7 protein-coding genes are annotated in these 24776 nt (G+C 68.8%); 2 read left to right on the forward strand and 5 right to left on the reverse strand.

The window, feature by feature from the left end:
- The first annotated feature begins 7 nt into the window (after window positions 1-7).
- Complete coding sequence (locus tag OG203_RS43660; RefSeq protein ID WP_405163059.1) at window positions 8-1162, forward strand: alpha-hydroxy-acid oxidizing protein; 1155 nt, start codon at window positions 8-10, stop codon at window positions 1160-1162.
- Window positions 1163-1215: 53 nt separating this feature from the next.
- Here the strand turns inward: OG203_RS43660 and OG203_RS43665 are convergent, their stop codons facing one another.
- From OG203_RS43665 to OG203_RS43685, 5 genes are read right to left on the reverse strand one after another with little or no spacing between them, the layout of a single operon-like run.
- On the reverse strand, window positions 1216-2217 hold the full coding sequence (locus tag OG203_RS43665; protein ID WP_405163060.1) for an SAM-dependent methyltransferase: 1002 nt from the start codon (window positions 2215-2217) through the stop codon (window positions 1216-1218).
- 11 nt (window positions 2218-2228) lie between these two features.
- Window positions 2229-3401, reverse strand: a complete 1173-nt coding sequence (locus tag OG203_RS43670; protein ID WP_405163061.1) for a pyridoxal phosphate-dependent aminotransferase — start codon at window positions 3399-3401, stop codon at window positions 2229-2231.
- Window positions 3398-4033, reverse strand: coding sequence for a 3-isopropylmalate dehydratase small subunit (leuD, locus tag OG203_RS43675; RefSeq protein WP_405163062.1), 636 nt, complete (start codon window positions 4031-4033; stop codon window positions 3398-3400). The genes OG203_RS43670 and leuD overlap by 4 nt, the downstream gene beginning before the upstream one ends.
- Complete coding sequence (gene leuC / locus OG203_RS43680) at window positions 4021-5442, reverse strand: 3-isopropylmalate dehydratase large subunit (protein WP_405163063.1); 1422 nt, start codon at window positions 5440-5442, stop codon at window positions 4021-4023. Before leuC ends, leuD begins: the two co-directional genes overlap by 13 nt.
- Window positions 5442-6629 carry a LeuA family protein gene (locus OG203_RS43685; protein ID WP_405163064.1) on the reverse strand — a complete coding sequence of 396 codons (1188 nt, stop codon included), beginning with the start codon at window positions 6627-6629 and terminating at the stop codon, window positions 5442-5444. Before OG203_RS43685 ends, leuC begins: the two co-directional genes overlap by 1 nt.
- Window positions 6630-6884: 255 nt before the next feature.
- On the opposite strand from OG203_RS43685, the gene OG203_RS43690 reads away from it, so the two are divergent.
- Complete coding sequence (locus OG203_RS43690) at window positions 6885-24776, forward strand: amino acid adenylation domain-containing protein (RefSeq protein WP_405163065.1); 17892 nt, start codon at window positions 6885-6887, stop codon at window positions 24774-24776.

Below are 24776 nucleotides of genomic sequence, written 5' to 3' on the forward strand. Positions count from 1 at the left end.
AGAGGTCATGGCGTACGGCGATCTGACCGGCGAAATCTATCGGGCCGGTGTCTCTGGCACGCGGCCGGAGTTGCCCACCGACCCAACCAAGTTGGCCGCGGCCGCACGTAACGTGCTGTCGGCGGAGGTGTTCGGATACATCGCGGGCGCGGCGGGCACCGAAGCAACGGCGGCCGCCAACCGGGCCGCCTTCGAGCGCTGGCGGCTGCTGCCGCGGATCCTGCGCGATGTACGCGAGCGCGACCTCACGGTCGACCTGTTCGGGCACACGCTGCCCGCACCGGTGCTGCTGGCGCCGGTCGGCTCGCAAGGACTGGTTCATCCGGCGGGAGAGGTCGAAAGTGTCCTTGCCGCACAAACACTCGGGTTGCCGTTCGTGCTGTCCACCGTCAGCTCGGTGGGCCTGGAGGAGGTCGCGGCGGCCGCGCCGACGGCGGCTCGCTGGTTCCAGCTGTACGTCCCGTCCGACCGGGACGTGGCCACCTCGCTGGTCGGGCGCGCCGAGGCCGCCGGATACGGTGCCATCGTCGTCACGGTCGATACACCGGTGGTCGGCTATCGCCCCACCGATCTCGACAACGCCTTCCTGCCGGTGCTGCACGGGCACGGCGCGGTGAATATCGCCGACGACCCGGTCTTCCTGGCCGGCCTGCCCGAGTACGCCGACCACGGCGCCGTCATGGCCCGCTGGTCGCAGGTCTTCGCCAACCCAGGACTGTCCTGGGACGATATCGGCTGGCTGCGCGGGCAGACCCGGCTGCCGATCCTGCTCAAAGGCGTGCTGCATCCGCGAGATGCCAAGCAGGCCACGGCTATCGGTGTCGACGGCGTGATCGTGTCAACGCACGGCGGGCGGCAGGTGGACGGCACCATCGCCGCCCTCGACGCGCTACCCGACATCCGCGCCGAGGTCGGCGGCGACTTCCCGGTGCTGTTCGACTCCGGCGTGCGCTCGGGCGTCGATGTGCTCAAGGCCCTGGCCCTCGGCGCGGACGCGGTCCTCTACGGTCGGCCGTACATCTACGGGTTGGCGCTGGCCGGTCGTCAGGGCGTCGAACACGTAGTGCGTTGCCTGCTCGCCGAATTCGATCTTGCGCTGGCCACCGCCGGTTACCGCGCGATCGATGAGCTGACCGAAGAAGCGTTGCGGCACAGTATCTGATAGACAACGTGATAGCGGGTCGGTCCACGGACCGACCCGCTATCACGTTTGGCTCAGTCCGGCTTCTTCGCCAAGATGATCCTGGCCTCCGGCAGTTCGGGCCGAATGACCTGCCGCACTTCGAAACCGGCGTCGGTGAAGGCCCGCCGCCAGCCGTCTTCGGTCAGGAGTTTCTGCTCCATCAGCGCCTGGGTGAGCGCGTACTCCGGGGTGAACAGCTCGGGGCTGTCCTGCTCGAACTCGGGCGGCCCGACCTCGGCGGTGAGCATGTGCGCGCCCTTGGGCAGGCTCTCCTGGATCTGGCGCAGGTAGGCGACGAGCACGTCGTATCCGTGCTCTAGGACCTCGTGCAGGAAGAAGAAGGTGATCACCAGGTCGATGTCGTCGATGCCAGGCACGGCCTTCAGGTTGCCCGCATCGGCTTCGATGATCTTGATCCGGTCGCTGAGTCCCGCCTTCGACACCTCACGTTCGGCCTCGGCACAGGCGTCCGGGCTGATGTCGACGCCCATGCCGGCCACGCCGACCTCCTGGCACAGCGAGATCAGATAGTGGCCGTTGCCGCAGCCGAGATCGGCGATGTGGTGGAACTCGAACTCGCGCACCACGTCGGCGACATGCGGCCAGAGATCCTGCTTGCCGATGATCGCGGAGCCGACCGCCACCCACCTGACGTTGCGGTCGATGTCCTTGCCGAAGGTCTGCTTGTCGGTGAGCAGATCCGCGAACGAGGTCAGTGCCTCGCCGTAACCGCCGGTCAGCCACACCAGGTAGCCGCGATCGGCGTGCACGGCGCGGCCGAACTCGGTCAGTTGGTAGAGGTCGCCACCGTCGGTGCTGACGATGTCGCGCTGAGCGAGGTACTCGAGCGTCGCCTTGGTGAGGAATTTGTTCGAGCCGACATCGCTTGGCCGCAAGCCGGTGGTCGCCAGGTCGGTCAGCACCCCGGCCGACTCCAGCGCGGCGAACAGCGAGCACATGAGGTAGCCCTGCATGTAGTCGAAGACACGCCGATCGGTGCCCACAGTTGTTGTCGCCGAAGGTTCGTTCGACATATTGCCTCTCCTTATCGTGCGGTGAAATGGTGGTCTTCGGCCTGATACACCGAAAGCCGCTGCCGGACCTCGTCGAGGGTTTCCAGGCGTCGGTTGAACGCGATGCGGACGAGGTGGGCGCCGTTCGCCTCGGTCGCGTAGAAGAACTTCCCCGGCGCGACCATCACCCCCGTTTCCCGCAGCAGGCGGTAGGCGAACGATTCGCAGTCCTCGTCGGTGCATGCCCGGATGTCGGCCATCGTGTAGCACCCGCCGTCCGGCGGCAGGCAGCGCAAGCCGAGTTCGTCGAAGATCGAGATGACCAGATCGCGTTGCGCACCAAGGTTTTCGGTCGGCCGCAAGAAGCCGGGCTCGGCCGCGGCGCGAGCAACCGCCTCCTGCAAGGGCGCCGGGCCGCCGCCGCACACCGCCGCATGCACGCGGCGCATGGCATGGGTCAGCGCTGGGCTCGCGCGCAGGTAGCCGATCCGCCACCCGCTCACCGCGTGACTCTTGGACAGGCTGCCGATCACGATGCTGCGCTCGCGCAGTGCGGGCAGCTCGGCGGCCGACACGTGCCTGGTGCCGTCGTAGACGTAGCTGGCGTAGATCTCGTCGGAGATGACGAGGGCGTTCCATTGCTCGCACAGTCGGGCGATCTCGGCGAACTCCGGCCGGGTCAGCAGGTGACCGGTGGGGTTGTTCGGTGTGCACACCACGATGGCCTTCGTTCGCGGGCCGAACGCGGCCCGCAATTCGGTGCTGTCGAACCGCCAGTCGGGGGCGTGCATGGCGACCAGCCGTGGCACGCCGCCCGCTAGGACGATCGCGCTGACGAAGTTCTCGTAGACCGGTTCGAAGACGATGACCTCGTCACCAGGGTTGATGGTGGCCAGCACCGCCGACGTGAGCGCCTCGCTGGCGCCTACCGTGATGGTCAGCTCGGTGTCCGGGTCGGTCGGCACCGACAACTCGGCTGAGATCCGTTGCCGCAGTGCGGCATTGCCCTCGGGCAGCTCGTACTGATTATGGCCTTCCCGCAGCGCGGCGCAGGCAAGCTCGATCAGGCCGGGTGGTGTCGTCGGCGCGGCGGGTATGCCGAGCGCGAGGTCGATCACCTCCTTGCCGCGGCCCTCGGCCAGCAACCGGAACAGCCCGCTGCGGGCCAGCTTGCCGACGCGCTCGGCCACCGGGCGGCCGGTCATCGTTGCCGCGCTTCGGCGACGCCGGTGTAGGCAAGCGGCTCGGTCGCTCGGATGCTCGGCAGCCAGTCCAGTCTGGTGCGCTCGTAGGCGCTGATGCGGCTGTCCTTGATCAGCGTCATCGCGATTTCGTCGAGGCCGCCGACCAGCAGTCGACGGGCCCGATGGTCGATGGCGAAGCCGTAACGCAGGGCGGTGCAATGGATTTCCTGACCGACGAGGTCGACGGTGAGATCGGTATCCGGCTCGGCGTCCACCCGGTCGGCGAGTGCGGCGACAGCGGGCGCGGGCAGTTCGACCGGGATGAGGCCGTTCTTCAGCGCGTTGCGCCGGAAGATATCGCCGAAACTGCTGGCGACGACCGCGACGAAACCCCAATCGCGCAGGGCCCAGACCGCGTGCTCGCGGGAGCTGCCGGTGCCGAAGTTGTGTGCCGCGATCAGGATTTCGGCGCCCGCGCTGCTCGGCCGGTTCAGTACGAAGTCCGGATCGGCGCACCACTCGGCGAACAGCGCGTCCGCGTAGCCGGTCTTGGTGAGTCGCTTACAGTACTCGGCCGGGATGATCTGATCGGTGTCGATATCACTGCGGCGCAGCGTGATACCGCGTCCGGTGTGTTGAATCAGGGGCTGCACGGTGCCTCCAGGGGCGGCAGATCGCTTGGCGCGGTGAGTTTTCCGGTGATGGCGCTGGCGGCCGCGACCGCGGGTGCGGCCAGATGGGTACGGACCCGAGGGCCCTGCCTGCCCTCGTAGTTGCGGTTCGAGGTCGACACGCAGCGCGCCGAGCTGGTGAGCCGGTCGTCGTTCATGCCGAGACAGATCGAGCAGCCCGACAGCCGCCACTCCGCGCCCGCTTCGATGAACACCTTGTGCAGGCCACTGTTTTCGGCACGCTGGCGGACGTCGATCGAGCCCGGCACCACGAGCATGCGCACGCCGGGCGCCACCGTGCGGCCGCGCAGTACCTCGGCCGCGGCCTCGAGATCGGCTATGCGCCCGTTGGTGCACGAGCCGACGAAGACGGTGTCGATCTCGATCGAAGCCATCCGCATGCCGGGCTCGAGGCCCATGTAGTCGAGCGCGCGTTCGGCGGCCGCGCGTTGCGCGTCGGTCGCTGTCGCGGGGTCGGGCACCCGCTCGCCGATGGGCACGGCCTGGCCGGGGTTGGTACCCCAGGTGACATACGGGGTCAGCGTGGCGACGTCGATGCGCACCGTTTCGTCGAAGACCGCGTCGAGGTCGGTGCGCAGTGTTTCCCAGTATGCGACGGCATCGTCGAAGTCCTTGCCGTCCGGCATGCCGGGCAGGCCATGTAGGTACTCGTAGGTCTGTTTGTCCGGCGCGATCATCCCGGCCCGCGCGCCAAGCTCGACGCTCATATTGCACACCGTCATCCGGCCTTCCATCGACATCTGCTCGATGGCCCCGCCCCGATACTCGATGACGTGGCCATGCGCGCCGTTCGCCCCGATACGCGCGTTCAACGCCAGGACAAGGTCTTTGGGCGCGACGTCCGGTGGCAGTTCGCCGGTGAACTCCACGGCCATGGTGCGCGGCCGCGACAGCGACAGTGTCTGGGTCGCCAGCACGTGTTCCACGTCCGTGGTGCCGATGCCGAAGGCAAGCGCGCCGAACGCGCCGTGCGTCGAGGTGTGGCTGTCGCCGCAGACGACCGACATGCCAGGCCGGATGAAACCGCGTTCGGGCGCGACCACGTGCACGATGCCCTGCCTGCGGTCACCGAGGCGGAACAGTTCGATGCCGTGTTCGACGCAGTTGCGCCGCAACGTTTCCACCTGCTGCTTGCCCATCGGGTCGAGCACGAGCAGCGAGTCGGTCGGGACGTTGTGGTCCTCGACGGCGAGGGTGAGTTCCGGGCGGCGCACCGTCCGGCCGGACAGGCGCAGACCGTCGAACGCCTGCGGTGAACTCACCTCGTGAATCAGGTGCAGGTCGATGTAGAGCAGATCCGGCTCGCCGGCGCGGCGGTCGACGACGTGGCTGTTCCAGACCTTCTCGAAAAGCGTTGTGCCCCCGCTCATCAAGCCGCGCCTCCCGCGCCGGCGGCATGGGTGGCCAGCATGAGTTCGCTCAGGCCGGCCAGGTCGAGGCATTCGCCATTGGACCGGTTGGCGATCTGTTCGGTGTAGACGCGGTCGACGAGTTGTTCGTCGATCGGCAAGCCGAGTTCGTCGAGGGCGTGGCGCAGCACGGCTCGGCCCGAGTGCCTGCCGACCAGCAGCGAACGCTGCCTGCCGAACCGAACGGGCTCGATGTACTCGTAGGTGATCGGGGCGCGCAGCATGCCCGCCTGATGGATGCCCGCCTGGGTGGCGAAGGCGTTGACGCCGAAGATCGCCTTGTTGCGCGGCGGGGTCAACGCGATTGTCTCGCAAAGGATCTCGAACGCCGTGTAGAGCCCCTCGGGCTCGGCCGTTGTGGTCGCGCCGATCGCGTCGCCGTTGTAGGTGAGTACCGCGATCAATTCCTCCAGCGGTGTGTTGCCTGCCCGCTCGCCGATGCCGGCCAGGGTGGTCTGCACCTCGTCGGCTCCGGCCTCGATACCGGCCAGCGCGTTGGCCAGGGACAGTCCGAGGTCGTCGTGGCAGTGCGTGGACACCACGATCTCCGGCGGAATCCAGGACCGGATGCGCGCGATGAGCCCGCCGTACTGGGTCGGCACCAGGCAGCCGGTGGTGTCGGCGACGGTGACCGAATCAGCGCCCGCCGCAACCGATTCGGTGATCAGCGGCCGCAGCAGTGTGTCGGCGCCGCGCGAGGCGTCCTCGATGGCGAGGGTGACGTTGCGTACGCCGAGCGATTTGGCGAACTCGATCGCCTCGATGACCTCCGCCTGCGCCTCGGCCTGTTCGACGCCGCGTTTGTGCTTCAGGTGGATCTCGCTGCCGGTGGCCATGATCTGCAGGTGGTGACGTTCGGTGCCACCGCACTCGGCGGCGATGCGAATGTCCTCGCGCACCGGCCGGTTCAGCGTGCCGATATACGCGGAGGTCAACGACGACGCCACCATCGCGATCGCCTTTTGGTCGCTCGGTGACGAACTCGGGAAACCGGCCTCGACGACGTCGACACCGAGCGATTCCAGCGCAAGCGCGATATCGAGTTTCTGCTCCGGCCGCATCGCGTTTCCCGGCGCCTGTTCGCCGTCCCGCAGGGTTGTGTCGAAGATTCGTATTCTGCGCAGTGGTAATTCGTCGTGATACAGCACGCTAACCTGCCTTTGTCGGGCGCTTTGTGTCGGCCCCCGCTATGACTCCCGTTTATATTTCCCAGCTTGCTGTTCGCTGATCAGACCTGTCAATTGGGCGTGCATCATGTGTGGGCATTCGGGTCGTTCTGCCTGGCGCTGACGGGCGGTGTCCTGTTGACGGGACGAGATCGCGCCGACCTCGGCTCGCTTATTGCCGCCCCAATCATGGGGGCGGGTTCCCGATATTGACTGGCCGCCCTCGCTGCCGCGAGGGTGGTTAATGCCCACATATGCTCCGGTGGGATCAGCGATGGCGAGGGGGCAATTGTTTTGCGTTCGTTCGGTATTTCGGCGGCACAGGAAGGCCTGTGGCTTGCCCATAAAATGACGCCCGAGGTTTCCAATAACCCGACCCTGTTATGGGAGATAACGGGAGCGGTCGACCTCGACGTTCTTGCCGCCGCGCTTCGGGTGGTATTCGGTGAGACCGAGGCGGTCCTTGTCAATTTCCGGGAGGACGCCGATGGGTTGCGTCAGGTGGTCGGCGCACCGGATCGGCTTGTGCCGTTCGCGATCGACGTCAGCGCGGCCGCCGATCCCGACGCGGCGGCGGTCGCGGCACTGGTCGATGTGGTCGGTGCCCCGTTCGATCTGGCCGACGACCTGCTCTACCGGGTCGGCACCGTCCGGTTGGCGTCGACCCGATTCCTGCTCGTCGTGGTCTTCCAGCACCTGGTCGCCGACGGGTTCAGCGCCATCACCATGGTCTCGCCGCGGATTGCCGAGGTCTACACGGCACTGCACGACGGAGATGTCGTGCCGCCCGTGCGGTTCGGCGACCCGGAGACGTTGTCCGACACCGATCGCCGGTACCGGGAGTCGGCGCGGTTCACCGAGGACGCGCGATTCTGGCAGGAGTATCTGGCCGGGGACCCGACACCCGCCCAGCTGCCACGTCCGCGTACGGGCCCGTTCGGATCACTCGACGCTGACCTGGACCGGCGCGACAGTCCGGCGGATGTCAGGGCCGAGCTGGCCGGTGCGATCGGGATGGTCAGCCGCGTGGTCACGCTGCCCGGGTTCGACGCCGATCGTTGGCAGCAGTTGGCCGACAACCTCGGTGTGCGGACGACCGCACTGCTGACCGCGGCCGTCGCCGTGTTCGCCGGTCGACGCTGCGGCCTCGAGGAGCCGCTGTTCTCGCTCAGTGTCAAGAATCGGCGCGGCGAGGTGGCGCGGACACCGGGACTGACGCTGAACCTCGTGCCGATCCGGGTGCGAATTCCCTTGTCCGCGAGCTTCGCCGACGTCGCGACGGCGGTGGCCGCCGAACAGCGCCGCGTTTTCGCGCACGCCGATCACCACATCACCGATATCCGGCGTAACACGGGTGTCGCCGGAACGGCGCGCAGCCCGTTCGGTGTCCTGATCAACCTGATGCCCTTCGTCGACGGGCCGGACTTCGCGGGCAGTCCCGCGCGGCTGTTTCTCGGGCCGTGGGGGATCATCGACGAATTGGTGATCTCGCTGTACTGGGACGGCGGTGCGAACGGCGAGTTCCACGTCCGGATGGACGCACCGACCAACCTGTACAGCGCGGCTCAGCTGCGTCACCTCTGCGATGACCTGGTCGAGTTCATCCGTGCCGTCGTCGCCAGGCCCGAGGTTCCGGTCGGCCGGTTGGCGGTGCTGCCGCCCGCGCACGAGGGTTACCTGTTGGGTCAGCTGAACGCGACCGCGCTGCCGACTCCCCAGTTGTCCATTCCGGATCTGGTTCGGCGGCAGTCGCACTCGGCGCCCGACGCGATCGCCGTTGTCGCGGACGAGACCACGCTGACCTATGCGGAGCTCACCGCGCGCGCAGGGCGGCTGGCCGCGGTGCTTGCGCGGCAAGGGGTCGGCCGCGAGTCGCTGGTGGCCGTGCTGCTGCCGAGATCGGTCGATCTGGTGGTTGCGCTGCTCGCGGTGCTCGAGGCGGGCGGTGCCTACGTGCCGATCGATCCGGGCTATCCGGCGGAGCGGGTGGCGGCGATGCTCGGCGATGTCCGGCCCGTATCGGTCCTGACTTCCGCCGCACACGCGGACGTTGTGTCGGGTGGTGCGTTGCCGGTCGTTGTGCTCGACGAACTCGGCCCGCTGCCGGAGCAGGGGATCAGCGCGCCGGGGTCGGTGGACCGATTGGCGTACGTCATGTTCACCTCGGGCTCGACCGGTGTGCCAAAGAGCGTCGGCGTCACCCACCGCAACGTTGTCGATTTCGTCGTGGATCGGAGCTGGCGCGCGGACTACGAGCGGGTGCTGCTGCGCTCACCACACACCTTCGACGCGGCCACCTACGAGCTGTGGGTGCCGTTGACGCACGGTGGCAGCGTGGTGATCGCGCCGCCGGGCGACCTCGACGCCGCCATGCTCGCCGAACTGATCGCCGCGCACGCGTTGACCGCGGTGTGCCTGCCCTCGGCGCTGCTCGACCTGGTGGTCGAGCAAGACCCCGAATGCCTTGCGGGACTTGGCAAAGTGGTAACCGGCGGGGAGCGCGTGCGACCGGCGACCATCGCGCGCGCACTGCGCGACTGCCCGGACACCACGTTCGTCAACGTGTACGGGCCGACCGAGGTGACCGTCGGCGCGACCAGCCACTCGATCGCGGCGGGCACACCGATCGGTGACGAACTGCCGATCGGGCGCCCCTATGACAACATGCGCGTCTTCGTGCTCGACCAAGCGCTGCAACTGGTTCCGCCGGGTCAGTCGGGTGAGCTGTATCTGGCCGGTTCCGGGGTGTCCCGTGGTTACCTCGGGCGGCCCGGACTCACCGCTGAGCGGTTCGTCGCGTGCCCATGGGGCGCGGCGGGCGAGCGGATGTATCGCACCGGCGACATCGTCGCGGTGACCGCGCCCGGCGAGCTGGTCTTCCTCGATCGGGCGGACGCGCAGGTCAAGATTCGTGGCTTCCGGATCGAACCGGGTGAGATCGAAGCGGTGCTCACTACCCATCCCGCCGTCACCGGCGCCGGGGTGGTGACCCGTGCCGATCCGGTCGGCGGGGGAAAGCAATTGGTGGCCTATGTGGCCACCGTCGGCGACGTCGGCGTGGCCGAACTGCGGGCGCATATCGCGCGGCAGCTGCCGGAGTTCATGGTGCCCGCGGCGTACGGGCTGTTGGACCGGCTGCCGGTCAGTCCGAATGGGAAGCTTGATCGCGCCGCGCTACCCGATCCCGAGGTCGTGCACTCCGAGTACCGGGCGCCGAGGACCGCGGACGAGCAGGCACTCACGACGTGGTACGCCGAACTGATCGGGCTCGACCTGGTCGGCATCGATGACAACTTCTTTGTGCTCGGCGGGAATTCGCTGCTCGCGGTGCGGCTGGTCAACCGGATTCGCGCCGAGCTCGGTGTCGAGATCTCGATCGGCGCGGTGTTCGAGGAACCGAAGGTCGCCGACCTGGCGCGGCGGCTTGCCGCGGGACGGCCGGTGCGTCCGGCGCTGGCACCGAGGCCGCGCCCGGACCGGGTGCCGTTGTCGTTCGCGCAGCGCAGGCTGTGGTTCCTGCACCGGCTCGGTCGCCAGAGCGCGACCTACAACGTGCCGACCGTGTTTCGACTCGCCGGTCCGCTGGATCTCGGCGCGCTCGCCGCGGCGATGCGGGATGTGCTCGGCCGGCACGAGGCGTTGCGCACCCTCGTCGCCGAGGACGCCGACGGTATCGGCTACCAGTTCGTGGTGCCCGCCGACGAAGCCGTGCTCGACGTGCCGGTCGTGTCGGTGTCGCCCGAGTCGGTCGCCGACGCGGTGACCGAGTCCGCGCGCCGACTGTTCGACCTCACCGGTGACCTGCCGGTGCGGGCGGAGGTATTCCGGGTCCGCGCCGACGAGCATGTGCTGGTCTTGGTGCTGCACCACATCGCCGCCGACGGCGAATCCGTTGTGCCACTTGGGCGCGACCTGTCGACGGCGTACGCGGCGCGCTGCGCCGGCCACGCGCCGGACTGGGTCGACCTGCCGGTGCAGTACGTCGATTACACGCTGTGGCAGCACGCATTGATGGCCGAGGCGTCCGACGAGGACAGCGTGCTCGGGCGTCAGCTGGGTTACTGGCGTCGGGAGTTGGCCGGCGTTCGTCAGCCGCTGCGGCTGCCGACCGACCGCCCTCGACCGTCGACGGTCAGCAATCGCGGCGACGTGCTCGACTTCGCCGTCGAGCCCGAGTTGCGGGCCGGGCTGGCCGATCTCGCCGACGCGCGCGGCGTGACCGAGTCGATGGTGCTGCAAGCCGCACTGTCGGTGCTGCTGTATCACCTCGGCGGTGGTGACGACCTCACGATCGGCTCGCCCATCGCGGGGCGGACCGACGAGGCGCTTGCCGATCTGGTCGGGTTCTTCGTCAACACCTGGGTGCTTCGGATGCGGCTCGGCGCCGGTCTGTCGTTCGACGGGGTGCTCGCGCAGGTGCGCGATAAGGCGTTGGCCGCGTACGACAATCAGGACGCGCCGTTCGATCGCGTCGTCGAATTGGTCAATCCTGATCGCTCGCTGGCGTATCACCCGCTGTGCCAGGTGATGTTCGCCTGGCAGGAGAGGCTAGACGGGTTCGATCTCGCGGGGGTGCGGGCGGAATGGGAGCTTGTCGCCACCGGGACGGCCAAGTTCGATCTGCATTTCAATGTGGTGCCCGAGCCGGGTGGTGGGCTGTGCGGCAGCATCGAATACGCCACCGACCTGTTCGACCGGGACAGCGTGGAGCGCATCGCCGAAGGGTTCGTTCGGGTCCTTCGCCAGGTGCTCGCGGATTCGACCCGGCCGGTCGGTGCGATCGAGCTGTCCGGTCACGCGAAGACCGTTGGTGGTCCCGTACTGACGTGGGTTCATGGTCCGGCCGAAACGGACGTTCTAGGTTCGCTGGAACACACCCCGTCGCCGGTCCGCCGCGATGACGGCATCGTCGACAGCGGCCGAATCCGCGTGCTCGGGCCGGGACTCGGCGTCCTGCCGCCGGGGGCCGTCGGTGAGGTCTATGTGGCCACCGAGGTGACTCGCGGCTATCCGGGCAGTCCCGGTCGGACCGCGCAGTGGTTCATCGCGGATCCCTTCGGCCCCAATGGATCTCGGATGTACCGAACCGGGGACCTGGCGCGCTACGACAAGGACGGGCGCCTGGAGTATGTCGGCCGGGCCGACGATCGGGTCAGGCTGGACGGCCTGCTGATCGATGTGGCCGAGGTGGAGGCCGCTTTGGTCGCCCATCCCGGCGTGGCCACCGCCGCGGTGGTTGCGCGCGAAAACCGTTCCGGCGAACAGCGATTGGTTGGCTACGTGGTGCCGGTCGCGGCGGCGAGCGCCGGTGCCGCGGACGTGGAACTCAGCGTCGACCTGAACGCCGATTTCTCCACCGCCGATCTCCGGACATTGGTGGCGCGGCAGCTACCCGCCGCCATGGTGCCCTCGGTGATAGTGGTGCTCGACCGGCTGCCTGTCACCGCGACCGGTGAACTGGATCGAGCGGCGTTGCCCGATCCGGACGCGGTTGGCGGGTCCTACCGCGCACCGGTTTCGGCGATCGAACAGACCCTGGCCGAGATCTTCGCCGACGTCCTCGGGCTGGATCGGGTCGGCGTCGACGACGACTTCTTCGCCATCGGCGGGGAAAGCATCCGGTCCATTCAGGTGGCCGTCCGCGCGCGGTCCGCCGGTATCGCGATCAACACCCGCCAGGTGTTCGAACACCGGACCGTGGCACGCCTCACGGAGGTCGCGGGCATCGCCGAGCCGACCACCGCGCAACCGGCCGAACTCGATGAGGACGCGACAGGCTGGTCGCCGCTGCTTCCGGTCGCCCGGTATGTGCGCGAATTCGGCGGCAGCTGGGCGGGTTTCGGGCAGAGTGTGCTGCTCGCGCTCCCGCCGGACGCGGACGGCGCGGGAATCGCGGCGACGGTGACCGCGGTACTCGACCGGCACGCGGTGCTGCGCACCCGGCTGGTGGACGAACCGGAGGCCGGTCTCGTCATCGGCGATATCGCGAACACCGATGACTTGATCCGGCGCGTCGAGTGGGACGGTGGCTGGACGGGCGACGCGTGGGACCAGCTGTTGACGCGCGAATTGCAGACGGCGGCAGCACAATTGGTGCCGTCGGACGGGGTGATGGCGCGGATCGTCTGGTTCGACGCCGGTGCGTCGCCGGGCCGGTTGCTGCTGGTACTGCACCACCTGGTCGTCGATGTGGTGTCGTGGCAGATCTTGCTGCCCGACTTTGCCGCCGCATGGGATCAGGTGCGTGGCGGTCGTGCGGTCGAGCTGGCACCGGCCACCACCTCGGTGCGGCGGTGGTCGCATGCGCTCGTCGAGGAGGCCGCGCGCCCGAGCCGGATCGCCGAAGTTGAACTGTGGCAAGACATTCTGGCCGGACCCGACCCGTTGATCGGCAGCAGGCCGCTCGACCCCGCCATCGACCTGATGTCAACGGTGCGCAGCGTCAGCGTCGAACTCTGCGCCGACGACACCACCGCACTGCTCACCGAGCTACCCGCCGCCTACCGCTGCGGCGCCAACGACGGGATGCTCGCCGCGCTCGCGGTGGCGGTCCGGCTGTGGCGCGGCACCGGTGACACCTCCGTGCTGGTGCGCGTCGAAGGCCATGGGCGCGAGGAACAGATCGTCGCCGGTGCCGACCTTTCCCGCACGGTCGGCTGGTTCACCAGCGTGTTCCCGGTGCGGCTCGAGGTCGGCATCGCCGATCCCGACGAGGTGCTTTCCGGCGCTGCGGCGACGGGCAAAATGCTCAAGTCGATCAAGGAGCAACTGCTGGCGATCCCGGACAAGGGGATCGGCTACGGGATGTTGCGTTACCTGAACCCGGCGACCATGGGCACGCTCGCGGCGTGCCCGGCCGGGCAGATCAGCTTCAACTACATCGGTGGTTTCGTCGCGGGTGCCGTCCCCGCGGCGGCGCGCGAAATCGGTTGGTGGCCAGCGCCCGAAGCCGGTGCGCTCTCCGCGCCGACCGCGCCGGAGTTGCCTGCGGCGTCCGCACTCGACGTGACCGCGGCGGTGGTGGATACCAAGGGCGAGCGGCGTTTACGTGTCACCTTCGGCTTCCCGAGCGGCGTGCTGTCCCACGATCACGTGCGCGAACTCGCGCGGCTGTGGCAAGAGGCGGCATCGGGACTGGTACGGCATCTCGATTCGCCGGACGCGGGCGGGCTCACCCCGTCGGACGTCCCGCTGGTCGAGGTCGGCCAGCCCGAGATCGATGCGTTGCAGGCCCGCTACCCAGGGCTCGCGGACATCTGGCCGCTGACGCCTTTGCAATCCGGGCTGCTGTTCCACGCCTCGATGGTCGACTCGACCTTCGACCCCTACCGGGTGCAACTTGTCTTCCATCTCGCGGGCGAAGTCGACGCGAACCGGATGCGGGCGGCCGGACAGGTCCTGCTCGACCGGCACGCTGGGCTGCGCGTCGGGTTCGTCACCGGCGCCGACGGCGAGCCGGTGCAGGCTGTCGTCGGCGGCGTGCGCCTGCCGTGGCAGGAGCTGGATCTGCGCACCGGCTCCGCTGCGGAGCTTGACCGAATCTTGGCCGATGACCTGCACAGTCCCTTCACCCTGGACAGCCCGCCGCTGCTGCGGCTGGCGCTGGTGCACACCGAATCGGCCCGCGCGGAGCTGGTGCTCACCTCCCACCACCTGCTGGTCGACGGCTGGTGCCTGTCGATCCTGCTGCGAGAGTTGTTGAGCCTCTACACGGCGGCCGGTGACGTGCGGGCGCTGCCACGGCCGCGCGATTTCAGCCGCTACCTGTCCTGGCTCGCCGATCAAGACCGCGATCTCTCGCTGGAGGAGTGGGCGGACGAGTTGGACGGCGTCGAGGAGCCGACGCTGCTTGCCGCGCACACGGCGGCGCGACCGATGCCAGCAGAACCGGACCGATCCCCGATCGGGGTGGCCGAGGTGCCGCTGTCTCCCGCTGACGCACAGGCACTTTCGCTGCGTGCGGCGGAACTCGGCGTGACGGTCAACACCATCTTGCAGGGCGCGTGGGGACTGCTGCTCGCCGAGCTGACCGGCCGCGACGACGTGCTGTTCGGCGCGACGGTGTCGGGCAGGCCACCGGCCATCCCCGGGGTCGACGCCATCGTCGGCATGTTCGTCAACACCGTGCCGGTTCGGGTGCGCTGCAAGGCATCCGACACCGTTGCCGAGTTCCTGGCCCGCTTGCAGCATCAGCAGGCCGCGCTGCTGGAACACCACCACATCGGACTCACCGACCTGCGGCAGCTGACCGGACTCGGTGAACTGTTCGACACGCTGGTCGCGTTCGAGTCGTATCCGATGGACCGGATCGGGATCAGCGACGCGCGCATCGCGGCGGGCATCGAAGTGACCGGCATCCGTCCGCTCACCGGCACCCACTATCCGGTGACGGTGGTGGCCACGCCCGATCCGCACCTGCGAATCTCGCTGCAATACCAACGGAATTCGTTTGATCGGGCCGGTGCCGATGACATCGCGACCCGGTTCGCGCGGGTGCTCGGCTGGCTGGCCGGTGCGCCGGACCGGCGACTGGCCACACGGGACCTGTTGACAAGGGCCGAGCACGACCGGCTGGCACGGTACAACGACACCGCGGCACCCCACTCCGCGATGACGATTCCGGCGTTGGTCGAACGGCAGGCCGCCGCGACGCCCGATGCGGTCGCGGTCGTCGACAGTACGGCGACACTGACTTACCTCGAGCTGAACGCGCGGGCAAACCGGTTGGCACACAAGCTGATCGAGATCGGCGTGCGACCCGAGAGTGTCACCGCCGTCGCACTGTCGCGCTCGGCCGAACTGGTCATCGCGATCCTGGCGGTGCTGAAAGCAGGCGGCGCCTACCTGCCGATCGACCCGGAATTCCCCGGTGCGCGACTGGAATTCGTCCTTCGCGATGCCGAGCCGCTGCTGATCCTCACCGATGCGCGGACGGTCTCGATGCTGCCCGACACGGAGATCCCGAGGCTGACCGTCGAGGAGATGACCGCGGGACGCGATGACGATCCGGCCCGTAATACGTTGCCGGACAGCCTCGCCTACGTCATGTACACCTCCGGCTCGACCGGAACACCCAAGGGCGTCGCGATCACGCACGGCAATGTCGTCAACGGTGTCGCCCAGCTGGTCGACCGCCTCGGTGTGGCCAAGGGATGGCGGATGCTCGCGGGCACCTCCATCGGCTTCGACGTGTCGGTCTTCGAGATGTTCACGACGCTGAGCACCGGCGGCTGCGTCGAGGTGGTCCGTGACGTGCTGGTACTGGGGGAGCGGCCGAACTGGACGGGCGGTGTGATCAGCACGGTCCCTTCGGCATTCGGCGAACTCACCGACCAGTTGGCCGGTCGCGTCGATACCGATGCCGTCGTGTTCGCGGGCGAGGCATTGCCCTCGGCGCTGACCGCGCGCATCCGCACCGCACTGCCCGGCACGCGAATGATCAACGCCTACGGTCAAAGTGAGACCTTCTACGCCACCGCCTTCACCGTGGCGGCGCACGAAACGCCGTCGGCCGAGGGCAGTGTGCCGATCGGCAGCCCGCTCGGCAACGTCAGGGTGTACGTGCTCGGCCCGTCGCTGCGGCCGGTGCCGCCGGGCGTGGTCGGCGAGATGTACGTCGCTGGCGCGAGCATGGGCCGTGGTTATCACCGAGCGGCCGGGCCGAGCGCGAGCCGGTTCGTCGCCGACCCGTTCGGTCCGCCGGGTGCCAGGATGTACCGCACCGGCGATCTCGGCCGGTGGACCGCCGACGCGGTGCTGGCGTATGCCGGTCGCGCGGATACGCAGATCAAGATCCGCGGCTACCGGGTCGAGCCCGCTGAGGTCGAGGCGGCGCTGGCCGAGCATCCGTCGGTACGGCAGGCGGTCGTCGTCGCCGATCACACCGGCTCGGCGGCGCGGTTGGTCGGGTACGCGGTGGTCGGCTCCCCGACCGCTCCCGAGGAGTTGCGGGCGTTCGTCGAGCAGCGGCTGCCGACGTTCCTGGTGCCCGCCGCGGTTGTCGTCCTCGACCGATTCCCGCTGACCCCGAGCGGAAAGCTGGATCGCCGGGCACTGCCTGCGCCGGAGTTCGTCGGCACCAGGTACCGGGCGCCACGGAACCCGAACGAGCAGGTCCTGGTAACACTGTTCAGCGAGGTGCTCGGCGTCGATCGGGTCGGCATCGACGACGACTTCTTCGCACTCGGCGGCCACTCGCTGCTCGCCACCCGGCTCGTCGGCCGGATCAGGGCGGAGCTGGGGATCGAGGTGCCGATCCGGACCGTCTTCGACGCGGCGACGGTGGCCCGGCTGGCGAGCAGGCTCGGCGCCGGATCGCGCATCAGGCCGGCGCTCGTGCGCGCGGCGCGGCCCGAAACGGTGCCGCTGTCGTTCGCGCAGCGGCGCATGTGGTTCATCGACCGCTTCGAAGGTCCTTCCGCCACTTATAATCTCGTGCTCGCCGTGCGCCTGCTCGGTGTGCCGGACACCGCCGCGCTCGGTTCGGCGATCCACGATGTGATCGGTCGGCACGAGAGCCTGCGGACGTTGATCGTCGAGGACGAGACCGGCGCGGCGGCGCAGCGCGTGCTGCCCGTCGACCATGTGCCGCAGGGGCTTTCGGTCATTCCGGTGGCGGAGCAGGATCTGCCGGGCGCCGTCGCCGCCGTCGCGGCGCACGAGTTCGACCTGTACGCCAGCATCCCGATGCACGCCGAGTTGTTGCGCGTAGCACCCGACGAACACGTGCTCGTCCTCGTGATCCACCACATCGCCGCGGACGGCGGTTCCGCGGCCGCGTTGACCCGCGACCTGTCGCAGGCATATACGGCGCGGCTGGCGGGACGGATGCCCGACTGGCCGGAATTGCCCGTGCAGTACGCGGATTACGCGCTCTGGCACGCCGAAATGCTTGGCGACGAGGGCGATCCGGCCAGCCTGCTCGCCGAACAGTTCGGCTACTGGCAGCGCGAACTGGCGGATGTGCCCGCGCCCCTCGCACTTCCGACGGACCGGCCCCGGCCGCCGGTGGCGAGCCATCGTGGTGGTCGAGTGCATTTCACCGTCGACCCGGAGGTGATGTCCGGGGTGGACACCGTCGCGCGTCGCGCCGGTGCTACCGCGTCCATCGTGCTGCAGTCGGCCCTGTCCGTACTGCTGCATCAGTTGGGGGCGGGCACGGACATCACGATCGGTTCGCCGATCGAAGGCCGGACCGATGAAGCCCTCGTCGACCTGGTCGGGTTCTTCGTCAACACCTGGGTGCTTCGGGTCGGCCTGGACGGGAATCCTCCGTTCACCGAGCTGCTCGATCAGGTGCGCGACAAGGCGATGGCGGCCTATGACAACCAGGACGCGCCGTTCGAGCGGTTGGTCGAGCTGCTCAACCCCGAGCGGTCGACCGCGTATCAACCGCTGTTCCAGGTGATGTTCGCCTGGCAGAACACGGCACCGTTCGCGCTGGACCTGCCCGGCCTCCGGGTCGAGGAGGAGCCGACGCCGCCGGTCGCCGCCAAATTCGACCTGCTCGTCAACCTCACCCCCGATCCGGACACCGGCGGCGCGATCGGCGTGCTCGAGTACGCGACGGACCTGTTCGACCACGGCACCGTCGAACTGATCGCCACCCGGTATGCGCGAGTGCTGCGCGAGGTCGTCGCCGATCCGGCGAAGCGGATCGGCGCGGTCGAGATCATGGACGCGGCCGAACGCGAGCGAATGGTGCAGGGCCGCAACGATACCGCCGCGTCGCTGCCCGCGGTGACCCTCGTAGACCTGTTCGAACGACAGGTCGCCGAGGTGCCCGACGCGATCGCGTTGGTGTCGGCCGACACCGAGCTCACCTATCGAGAGCTCGCCGACAGGGCGGTCCAGGTCGCTAATGCGCTGCGCGACAAGGGTGTCGGCCCCGAGACCTTGGTGGCCGTCGCGCTGCCGAGGACACCGGACCTGGTTGTCGCCCTGCTGGCCGTGCTGATGGCCGGTGGCGCCTATGTGCCGATCGATCCGGCGTATCCGAGCAGGCGGCTCGACCACGTGCTCACCGAAGCACGCCCCCGGTTGATCCTCAGCGACGACGATACGGCGGAAGTGTTGCCCGCCACCGACATTCCCGTGCTGCACCTGGCCGAACTGCACGGCGCGGCCGACCGACGCCCGGTGCCGATCCGGCCGGAGAGCCTGGCCTACGTGATGTACACGTCCGGGTCGACCGGCACGCCGAAGGGCGTCGCGATCACGCACGAGAGCGTCACCAACGGGTTGCTCGCGCTGATCTCCTCGGTGGGCGTGACGCGCCAAACCCGGACGTTCGCGGGCACCTCGATCAACTTCGACGTCTCGCTGTTCGAGCTGTTCACCACGCTGTGCGCGGGCGGGACCGTCGAATTGGTCCGCGACGTGCTCGTGTTGGGCGAACGCGAGAACTGGACCGGAGGCGTGCTCAGCACCGTGCCCTCGGTGCTGTCCGGGCTCATCGGCCAGCTCGCGGGCAAGATCGACGTGGACACCATCGTCTTCGCGGGCGAGGCATTGCGATCCGGGCTGGTGCGCGGCGTGCGCGACGCGCTGCCCGGCACGCGGCTGATCAACGCGTACGGCCAGAGTGAGTCCTTCTACGCCAGCGTGTTCGAGATCAACGAGCTCGACGAGTTCGCGAACACCGGCGCGGTGCCGATCGGCCGCCCACTGGCCAACATACGGATGTATGTGCTCGGTGCGGGTTTGGCGCCGGTGCCGTCCGGTGTGGTCGGTGAGTTGTACGTCGGTGGTCTCGTCGGCCGGGGCTATCACGGTCGCGGCGGCCTCACCGCCGACCGGTTCGTCGCCGATCCGTTCGGCAGCGCGGGCGCGCGGATGTACCGCACCGGCGACCTGGCCCGCTGGAATGCCTTGGGGCAGTTGGAGTACGCGGGCCGCGCGGACAGCCAGGTGAAGGTGCGCGGTTTCCGGATCGAGCCAGGCGAGGTCGAGGCGGTCCTCACCGCGCACCCGGCGGTCACGCAGTCGGTTGTGGTCGCCATGGACAACCCGAGCGGTGGTCGGCGCCTGGTCGGCTATGTCGTCGCCGGAACGACCGGCGTGCACGACGATGTCGACCTGACCTCCGGTGTCTCGGCGGCGGAGCTGCGCGGTTTCGTGTCGGCCCGGCTGCCCGACTACATGGTGCCCTCGGCGTTCGTGCTGCTCGACCGGTTGCCGTTGACGGTGAACGGGAAGCTGGACCGAAACGCGTTGCCAGAGCCCGGCTTCGGCGGCGGCTCGTACCGGGCGCCGGACTCGGTCGAGGAGCGGCTCCTGGCCGGGGTGTACGCCGAGGTGCTCGGCCTGGACGAGGTGGGTGCCGATGACGACTTCTTCGCCGTCGGCGGGGACAGCATCCGCTCGATCCAGGTGGTCGCCCGCGCGCGGGCGTTGGGTATCGAGCTCACGCCGCGCCAGGTATTCGAGTGCCGGACCGTCGCCATGCTGGCCGACGCCGTCGTGTTCGACCGGACCGACGGTGCCCGACCGGTCCTGCCGGAGTTCGACGGTGGCGGCGTCGGTCGGCTGCCGCTGCCGCCCGCGGCGAGATACCTGCTCGAACTCGGCGGCGGCCACAACCGGTTCGCCATGTCGATGGTGCTGCGGTTGCCCGCGGAGATCACCTGGGACGGAGTCGTTTCCAGCTTGACGGCCGTTGTCGAGCGGCACGACATCCTGCGATCCCGGCTGGCGACCGGACCGGACACGGGCCTCGTCGTCGGCCCGCCGGAATCGGTGGACCTCGCGCGGCTGACCCGGCGCGCCGACTGGCGACCCGAGCGGTCGTGGGACGACCGGGTCCGCGACGAATTGGACACCGCCGCAGGCGAACTCGACCCTGCGGCCGGTGAAATGGTGCGGTTCGTCTGGCTGCGGCAGCAGGACGGGCCGGGCTGGCTGCTGCTGGTGCTGCACCACCTCGTAGTCGACGGCGTGTCCTGGCGCATCCTGCTGCCCGACCTCGCGGCCGCGTGGGAACGGGTGCGTGACGATCGGCCGGTGACGTTGCCGAGGGTGGCAACGTCGGCACGGCGCTGGTCGCACGCGCTGGTGGACGAGGCGTCCCGGCTCGAACGCGTTGCTGAATTGCCCTTGTGGAGAACCATTTTGAGCGGAACCGATCCGCTGATCGGATCACGGCCGCTCGACCCGGCGGTCGATGTGGCGGCCACGGTCGAGACGGTGCGAATCGAGCTGCCGGTAGCGACGACGAAGGCGTTGCTGACCGCGGTGCCCTCGGCGTTCCACGGCGGTGTCGAGGACGGGCTGCTCGCCGCGCTCGCGGTCGCGGTGCGTGGGTGGCGGGGCACCGAGGACACCTCGGTGCTGCTGCGGCTGGAAGGGCACGGCAGGGAGGAACAGGTGGTGCCCGGTGCCGACCTTTCCCGCACGGTCGGCTGGTTCACCAGCATGTTCCCGGTCCGGCTCGACACCTCGGGCATCGATGTCGACGACGTGCTCGATGGCGGCGGCGCGGTCGCCGGTCTGGTCAAGTCGATCAAGGAACAGCTGCTGGCGATTCCGGACAAGGGCATCGGTTACGGCCTGCTGCGCTACCTCAACCCGGAGACGGCGGCCGAGCTCGCCGCGTATCCGGCGCAACAACTCGGATTCAACTACCTCGGTCAGCTCGCCGCCACCGATTTGCCCTCGGCCGCAAGGGATGTCGGCTGGCAGGCCATCCCCGGCATCGGGGCGCCGCGTCCGGATGCGGACCTACCCGCGATGTCCGCGCTGGAGATCGCCTCCGCCGTAACTGATTCCGAGGATGGCCCGCAGCTGGCCGCCGTGTTCAGTTACGCGGCGGGTGTGCTCTCGGAAGCGCGGGTGCGCGCGCTCGCGCAGCTGTGGTCTGCCGTGCTGACCGGGCTGGCCAGGCACGTGGCGCGGCCAGGTGCCGGTGGGCTGACACCGTCCGATCTCGCCCTGGTGTCGGTCGGTCAACCCGAAATCGAGGCATGGGAACGGGATTACCCGGGAGTCGTCGATGTATGGCCGACCACCCCGACCCAGTCCGGGCTGCTGTTCCACAGCGAACTGGCCGGTGACTCGTTCGACGCGTACCACATGCAACTGGTGTTCCACCTGTCCGGCGTGGTCGATCCGGAGCGGATGCGGGCGGCGGGCCAGGCCCTGCTGCGGCGCCATCCGAATCTGCGCACCGCGTTCGTGCAGGACGCGGCGGGCGGTGCGGTGCAGATCGTGCTCGATGACGTCGAATTGCCCTGGCGCGATAGGGATTTGACCGCACTCGCCGACGGCGAGCGCGTCGAGGCCTTCGAACGACTGCTTGTCGAAGATCGCGCCGCTCACTTCGATCGCGCCGTCCCGCCGTTGCTGCGGATGACGTTGGTACGGATGGGAACACAGCAGACAGAGCTGGTCCTCAGCGTCCATCACGCGCTGTTCGACGGCTGGTCGCTGCCGTTGCTGATGGCGGAGTTGTTGCGCCTCTACGGCTCCGGCGGGGACACCGCAGGACTGACGAGGACGCGCCCTTACCGCGACTTCCTGGTCTGGTTGTCCGAGCAGGACCCCGCGGCATCGGCCACGGCCTGGGCGACCGAACTCGCCGGGCTGGACGAGCCGACCATGCTGCTCGCCGGTGCCAGACAAGGCGCGGTAGGGGGTCGGCCCGCCCAGGCCGAGGTGGTGCTGCCCATCGAGACCGCCCGTGAGTTGTCAAGGCGGGCAGCGGAACTGGGCGTCACCGCGAATACCATCGTGCAGGGCGCGTGGGCGATCGTGCTCGGCCAACTGACCGGTCGAGCGGACGTGGTGTTCGGCGCCACCGTATCCGGCCGCCCGGCCGCGCTCACCGGCGCCGACGCCATGATCGGGTTGTTCATCAACACCCTGCCGGTGCGGGTGCGCTGCGCGCCGGGACGCACACTCGCCGACCTGCTCACCGGCCTGCAGAACCGGCAGGCAGCCCTGATGGACCAGCACCACCACGGTCTCGCCGATATCCAACAGGCGGCCGGGCTCGGCAACCTGTTCGACACCCTGGTGGTGTTCGAATCCTTCCCCGTCGACCGCACCGGTCTCACCGACGCGCATACGGCGGCGGGGGTCTCGATCACCGGTATCCGTTCCCAGACCGGCACCCACTATCCGCTGATGGTGGTGGCCGACACGGCGCCCTACCTCCGTGTCGTCCTGCAGTACCAGGACAACCTGTTCGACGAGCACGACGCACGAAACATCGCGGCCCGCATGGCCAGTGTGCTCGGCCAACTCGCGATCGACCCGACCGTGCCGATCAGCCGGGTGGACACGCTGGACCCGATCGAGCGAGAACTGGTCCTGCGCAAGCTCAACGACACCGAGGTACCGCTCCCACCGGTGACCTACCCCGAGCTGTTCGAACGACAGGTCGCCGCAACACCGGACGCGGTGGCGGTGGTCTGCGGCGACGTCAGCCTGACCTACCTGGAGCTGAACGCGCGGTCGAACCGATTGGCGCGCTGGCTGGTTCGGCACGGTGTGCGCCCCGAACAGCGGGTTGCGCTGGCATTGCCGAGATCGGCGCAGGTCGTGGTCGCGATGCTCGCGGTACTCAAGGCGGGTGGTGCGTACCTCCCGGTCGACCCGGACTATCCGCTCGACCGGGTGCGATACATGATCGTCGACGCCGCACCGGTGGCGATACTCACCGACACCGCCACGGCGCCGGTGCTGCCGGACACGGACGTGCCGTTCCTGTTCATCGATGATGCGGGCGACGCGGACGCCGCGAACCTCGCCGATGCCGATCGCGGCGGCCCGCTCCGCCCGGCCAACCTGGCCTACCTGGTGTACACCTCCGGTTCGACCGGCCGCCCGAAAGGCATTGCCACCACGCATCGCAACATGGTCAACGGTGCCATTGCGATGGCCGCGCTGCTCGGCGACAAACCCGCGCCGCGCTCGCTGGTCAGTACGTCGGTGTCGTTCGACGCCTCGGTGTTCGAGATCTTCACCGCGCTCAGCGTCGGCGGCAGTGCCGAGGTGATCCGCGATGTGCTCGCCCTCGGCGAGCTCGACCGGTGGTCGGGCGGCGTGATCACCACGGTGCCTTCGGCATTCGAGGAGGTGCTCAATCACGCGGGCACCGAGATCGCCGCGGACACCATCGTGCTCGGCGGCGAGCCGTTGACCATGGCGATGGTCGAGCGCACCAGGACCGCCGTGCCCGGCATCCAGGTCGTCAACGGCTACGGGCCGACGGAGACGTTCTACGCCACCGCCTACCCCGTCCCGGAGGCCGGGAATGCCACCGCGGCAGGGGATTCCGTGCCGATCGGCCGGCCACTGGCCAACGCGCGGATGTACGTGCTCGACTCGTGGCTGCGGCCGGTCCCGACCGGCGTCGTCGGCGAGTTGTACATCGCCGGTGCCGGGCTGGCTCGCGGATACCTCGGCCGACCAGGGCTGACCGCGTCACGGTTCGTCGCCGACCCGTTCGATTCGGATGGGTTGCTGTACCGCACCGGCGATCTGGTGCGCTGGACCGCGGCGGGGGTGCTCGAGTACTCCGGACGCGTCGACGACCAGGTGAAGGTGCGCGGCTTCCGCATCGAACTCGGTGAGGTCGAGGCCGCCCTGACCGCGTATCCCGGTGTGGCGCAAGCCGTTGTGGTTGCGCGCGAGTTCGCCGGTGCCGGTGGCAAACGACTGATCGGCTACGTGGTGCCCTCGGCATCGGGCGGTGCGCTCGACGGTGCCTCGGTGCGTCAGTTCGTCAACGAGCGGCTGCCGGACTTCATGGTGCCCGCCATGGTGGCGGTGATCGAAGCCCTCCCGTTGACGCTGAACGGCAAGCTCGATCGTAAAGCGTTGCCCGAGGTGGACTTCGCCTCCGCGATGCAATATCGACCCCCGCGTAACCAGCGGGAGCAGGCACTAGCGGCACTGTTCGGTGCGGTGCTCGGTGTCGACCGGGTCGGCATCGACGACGACTTCTTCCTACTCGGCGGGCATTCGCTGCTCGCCACCCGGCTGATCGGCCGGATGCGCGTCGAGTTGGGCGTCGAGCTGCCGATTCGCCTGGTGTTCGAATCACCGACCGTCGCTGGGCTGGCGGAGCGCCTCGATAGCGCTGCCCCGTCGCGCAGGCCCAAGCTTCGCAGAATGACCGAGGAGTGA

This window comes from Nocardia sp. NBC_01499 (genome assembly GCF_045040275.1).
GTDB lineage: Bacteria > Actinomycetota > Actinomycetes > Mycobacteriales > Mycobacteriaceae > Nocardia.